This is a genomic window from Petralouisia muris (genome assembly GCF_004793545.1).
In the GTDB taxonomy this organism is placed as follows: Bacteria; Bacillota; Clostridia; order Lachnospirales; family Lachnospiraceae; genus Petralouisia; species Petralouisia muris.
Map to the genome: position 1 here is coordinate 1 of NZ_SRYA01000151.1, position 4,838 is coordinate 4,838.

At 47.4% G+C, this 4,838-nt stretch carries 9 protein-coding genes; all 9 read right to left on the reverse strand.

Annotation, left to right across the window (positions count from 1 at the left end; genetic code table 11):
- On the reverse strand, positions 1-520 hold a 520-nt coding region (locus E5329_RS28175; RefSeq protein ID WP_135992444.1), incomplete at its 3' end, for a thioester domain-containing protein.
- A gap of 123 nt (positions 521-643) precedes the next feature.
- Positions 644-1,453, reverse strand: coding sequence for a hypothetical protein (locus E5329_RS28180; RefSeq protein ID WP_135992445.1), 810 nt, complete (start codon positions 1,451-1,453; stop codon positions 644-646).
- A 146-nt stretch (positions 1,454-1,599) separates the two neighbouring features.
- The gene (locus E5329_RS28185) at positions 1,600-2,127 is read right to left on the reverse strand and encodes a hypothetical protein (protein ID WP_135992446.1); all 528 of its coding nucleotides are present in this window, start codon (positions 2,125-2,127) and stop codon (positions 1,600-1,602) included.
- Positions 2,124-2,306, reverse strand: a complete 183-nt coding sequence (locus E5329_RS28190) for a hypothetical protein (RefSeq protein ID WP_135992447.1) — start codon at positions 2,304-2,306, stop codon at positions 2,124-2,126. Before E5329_RS28190 ends, E5329_RS28185 begins: the two co-directional genes overlap by 4 nt.
- 12 nt (positions 2,307-2,318) lie before the next feature.
- Entirely contained in the window at positions 2,319-2,753 is a 435-nt protein-coding gene (locus tag E5329_RS28195) for a hypothetical protein (RefSeq protein WP_135992448.1), read from the reverse strand.
- 11 nt (positions 2,754-2,764) lie between these two features.
- The gene (locus E5329_RS28200) at positions 2,765-3,715 is read right to left on the reverse strand and encodes a ParM/StbA family protein (RefSeq protein WP_330572408.1); all 951 of its coding nucleotides are present in this window, start codon (positions 3,713-3,715) and stop codon (positions 2,765-2,767) included.
- 6 nt (positions 3,716-3,721) lie between these two features.
- Positions 3,722-3,988: a hypothetical protein gene (locus tag E5329_RS28205; RefSeq protein WP_135992449.1), complete on the reverse strand. Its 267-nt coding sequence runs from the start codon at positions 3,986-3,988 to the stop codon at positions 3,722-3,724.
- Positions 3,978-4,121 (reverse strand): hypothetical protein, encoded by a 144-nt coding sequence (locus tag E5329_RS30210; protein ID WP_168356808.1) that lies wholly within the window; start codon positions 4,119-4,121, stop codon positions 3,978-3,980. The genes E5329_RS28205 and E5329_RS30210 overlap by 11 nt, the downstream gene beginning before the upstream one ends.
- Complete coding sequence (locus E5329_RS28210) at positions 4,118-4,510, reverse strand: hypothetical protein (RefSeq protein ID WP_135992450.1); 393 nt, start codon at positions 4,508-4,510, stop codon at positions 4,118-4,120. Before E5329_RS28210 ends, E5329_RS30210 begins: the two co-directional genes overlap by 4 nt.
- Positions 4,511-4,838 lie beyond the last annotated feature (328 nt).

Below are 4,838 nucleotides of genomic sequence, written 5' to 3' on the forward strand. Positions count from 1 at the left end.
GGCTTGCATAATAGGCATAGGACGATGACGGGTTGGGAGCCGTATCGCACAGCTTCCTTGCTGCGGAATCCCCGCTGTCTGTACCGAACAGGTTCCCTACGATCACCCACACCATTGCCTGTGTCGCTATGAACTGGTCACACTGGTCATTTGACGGCGGTGTTGCGCTGTTGCTGTTAAAGCCAAAATACAGGCAGTAGCTTAAAAGTTTCTCCTGCTGTGCCGTCATCGAAGTGCTTGAATTTGGGTAGCTGTTCATAAGCTGCCCGCCGTCTGCCGCCAGACCGAAGTTCATGCAGTAGGCGGCATTACCGTCCAGTATGGCATACAGGATTTTCCCGTGGTCATAGCCAGCCTTTAACTCGCTTACTTCGCCGGACGCCCTTGTTGACGCATACCAGAACGAGATGTTTGCGCTGGAACTTGCCGCAAATGCAGTTGTCCCGTTGCCTAACAGCGTTGTAAAGACCGTGAGCAGGGCTAAGAATCCTGCCATAAATCTTTTCATTTTCTGTTTCATTCAGATTTCCTCCTTATAATAGGGCAAAAAAAATGACAAGTCATGAAAACTGGCTTGTCATTTTCCGTTTATTGTTACTCTGTTTTATTCTTTTCATCTTCATCCATACATCGGTATGCCCTCTTACCTGTAACAGCGGAACTCATAAAAATCTGTCCCGTTCAGGTTATACACTCCTGCATACTCGATATTAAACACAGGCTCCGTTTCCAGCAGCATCATTCCTGCAATATAATCCGCTATTTCCTCCTCACTGCCAAGTTTCCTGCCGGACGTGGTGGACGCTTTATTCAGGTCTGTTTCCACAAAAACGCTGTAATAACCAAGTCCGTCATACGGATAATAGGAATTGTATTCTTCCTGCGTTATCCTCCCCTCTGCCAGCAGGCTTGCAAGGTTGTCCGTGGTTGTTATCATCCCTCCCGCCTGACACTTTGCGACTGCCTGACTGCATACGGAAACAGGATCATATGATACTGCGGTCACTGTCTGTTCCTGCTGCTTCGTTTCCTCCGGTTCCGTTTCTTCCGGCTTTGCTCCGCACTCCGGTTCCGCCTCTTCCGGTTTTGTTTCTTCCTGTTTCGTTTCTTCCTGCTTTGGCACGTCTGTACTGCCCTGTGCAGGTTCCGTTTCCTCTTTCTGCTCTGGCTGGCTTACAGACTGGGGTTCGGGTGTTTCCGCCGCCTCCTTGTCCCCTTCTTCCGGTTCCGTTTCTTCCGGCGGTTCCTTTCCGGTCTGCCGTTCTCCTGCCACCCCGTTTTCCGCCTGTTCTGTAGCGGGGATTTCTTCATCCTCCGCCATATCCGGTTCCTCGGTGTCTATCACTGTTTCAGTTGGTTCCGTCTCCATATCAGTCAGGATATTGTCCTTGTTGCCGCATCCGGCAGCAAGCATGATGGTTACGGATAAAATCAGAAATAATCTCTTTTTCATATGAATCACCTATCCTTTCCCCATAAGGGGAAGGCAGGCTGTGTCCGTGTACCGCTGTCTTCTCCCTTATGGGCAGACTCTGTATCATTTACACGGGACACATATCAGTGTTTAGGTCTGTCCCGTATTCTGTGCATTGTTTCCTCCTATAAGGCTACTTCATTTTGCCCCAATATGCAAGCATTCTTTTCAGTCTCTTGTCCTTTGCATATGCCTTGTAGAATTTCAGCATCCACATATCGCTCACCTCCTTTACCGTCCCTTCCCTTTCTTCGGGGGGGACAGGCTTCTTTCCCGGCATCGCATTCATCCAGCAGCCCTTCCACGCTCTGCAGTATCACATCATCTATACCGCCGCCGTTTTTCAGATACTTGGCAGCTTCCATCATTTCCCACGGGTAAAGACAATGTTTTACGGAAAGTCCGCAGATCAGTTCTGCAGGCTTTGCCCCATGTTCCTGCTTTGCCCTGTAAAGCCCCTTGTAAATCGCCTCCAGCCATTTCCCTACGGCGGCATCCTTATCAGATACCGGAGCGAAATCGGGGGACTGATCCATTTTGATACATTCCTCTGCAAAGGCAAACCACCCCTGCACCACTTCCCCGCCACATTCAGGGAACAATCTGATTAAAGACTCCTCAAATATTTTCTTATCCATTCTTACTCCTTTCATCGTCTGCCTGCCGAAACACCTGCCATAGTCAGCACAATCCTCATAACAAGGGCAAGTAACAGCAGGAACAGTTTCGCTAACCCAAGCACCAGCTTCAATGCCACAAGCACCGCCTGCAATATCCATTTCAATATGGTAAGCAATACCACTCCGGTCTTTCTTAAAACTATTCCTGCCATAAAACATTCCTCCTATCCCCAGTTGTCAACCAGTTCCATCATGGTTGGATCATCTGTTCCCTCTTTATCGTCTGCCACTTTCATTGCCGTGCTATCCATGCCGCCCCTGCCCGTGGCTCCCTCCACCACCCTCACTGTCCCGGCTCCGAGTGCTGCCCCAAGCAGCATGATAATCTCACTTTTGACTTCGCTTTTCAGTTCTGACCGTATACCGTCCAAATCTTCCCTTGTAATGTACCCTGCATCCTTCTTCGGTTCTCCTGCCCCTTTCACAAGGCTTTCATCATTCAGGCTGCGGATATAGTAATCTACCGCATCGACGATGAACTGATTGACAGATTTGTGTATTTCCGTATTCAGTTCCGCCAACACCTTGTGTACCCTGCAATGCTGCTCATTATCGAGGTTAAGCCGGACATTATGATAGCAGATATTTGATTTTGCCATATGCCCCACTCCTATCCTATCTGTTTACGGTGCTTTGCAAGGAAAATCTTGCCAAGCTGTTCATACCCCTTTGCATTTGCCTTGATGTCCTCAATGTAACGGATATTCCCGCCGTCATGTGAACCGAACAGCCTCATGACTGCCGCCCCGCCGCCCACGAACACAATCGGTATCACATCGAGGTTGTAACCGTGTTCTTTCAGGGTATTGTAGACTTTCTGTGCGAAATCACGCAGGCAGTCCCTTATAATGTTCATGTACTTATCCGGCAATGCTGCTTCTCCGGTTGACATGACCTGCTGTATCACATTTTCCTCAAGCTCCTGCCCGATCTGTCTGTTACATTCCTCATTGATCGTCCTCATGCAGCGGATAAGTCCCTGCTGGCTTGTGATACATTCCGCCTCATTCGGCTTGCCGTTCTGTATCGGCATGATGTCAATGGTCCAGCTCCCTATATCCACTACCACTACACGCTCCGGCAGGGCTTTCAACTGCTCCGCAACCGCCGCATAGCATTGAGGGAACACGGACACCCTTGCTATCCTTGCCGTATACCTCTCTTTCTCAAAGAGGAAACCGACCTCTTTCTTCTGTGACAGGTAATCAATGAAGTCCTGCTTTTCTGCACCGAACCTTGTCAGGGGAAGTCCTACCGATAAAAGAACATCCGCATTTCTCATTCCCCGTCTGTTCAGTTCCTTTGCGATTGCCGCAAGGGTAAGCAGATAGAAGTTGTCATTCTCAACTTTCGTGTCCCTGACCTCAAGACGTTTCCCGCCTACCTTGTAATACTTTCCGTCCAGCTCCACAACATCATCATAAAATGCGGGTTCCGTTGTGATTTCCTTTACTCCTGTCGTAAAAATCTGTGTAGCTGTTTTCATCTTTGACCAGCCGTGATCAATCCCGATTACTTCAATATGTTTTTCCATTCCGTTTTTCCTCCATATCTTTTTCATGTTGCGTTATCTCCTTAGAATTTTTCTCATGCAGGGGAAACAATACCTTTCCGACTGTCTGTACGGACATCCAAAACACATATTTTCCTTGTCCTGCTCCGTGATTTCAGGCTTGCTTTCTTCCTTAACACACTTCTTGGCAAGACACTGACTGTTGTTTCCGTAAAAGAACTTGCAGCGCATACAGTCTCTCAGGTCTTTTTCAAGTTTTACCTGTGCAGCAATAATTCCTTTTTGTTTCGGAGCATCCTGCACCCTTACGTTAATTCCCATCCATGCCACCCGCCTCTCTTGCGGCGGAAAGCCTGTATATCTCCTCCATTCTTCTGTCTGCCAACCCTGCCGATCTTGCAAGGGAAAAGTATAGCAAAAGCACCACTGCCACTATAATTCCTGCTCCTATCATCTGCCGCCCCTCCTTTTCTGCTCCGCTTTCTTCCTCTGCTCTGCCTCCATCCGCTCGACATACTCACGAATGTCTATTAAATCCTCTAAATCATAGATTTTGGAACTCATGGCACGGTCAACATTTTCAGGGGTACATTCGCCATGTTCTGTCAGTGCTGCTATTACTTTCTGCTTGATTTCTTCCTGCACAGAATCCGGCATTGCTGCTATATAGTGTGGCGGCAGCTTTGAAACTTCTGTGATTACCTCCTTTTCGTATCCGTAAGTCTTTTCAAAGTCACTTAGGAATTTTTCTTTTACCAATACTGCTCTTGCCCTGTTTTCCTCACTGGCTAACTCCACCAGTCCGTCTAAGAACTGAATCAGCTCCCTTCTTGTAAAGCCCATCTGTAAATCCTCCTTCTCAAAACAAAAAGGCAGGACCAGATTAGCAATACACAAACGGAATATCCGTTTTGAGAGCCAATTTAGTCCTACCTAAATAATTTTTGTATTAAATTTTCACCTCTCATTCCACTAAAAGCCAAAGCCCGACCATATCTGTATCGACCATATCTGACTTTCGTAATGTAGGTTTTGAATTGTTCAGCGCTGCCCATTCTTAACCCCAATTAGGTATAAAAAATAGGACTAAATTAGGCTTAACCCCTTGATTTTACTCAATGTCATTAACTTAAGGAAAAGAACAATACCGGATGTCTTTACACCCATTCAT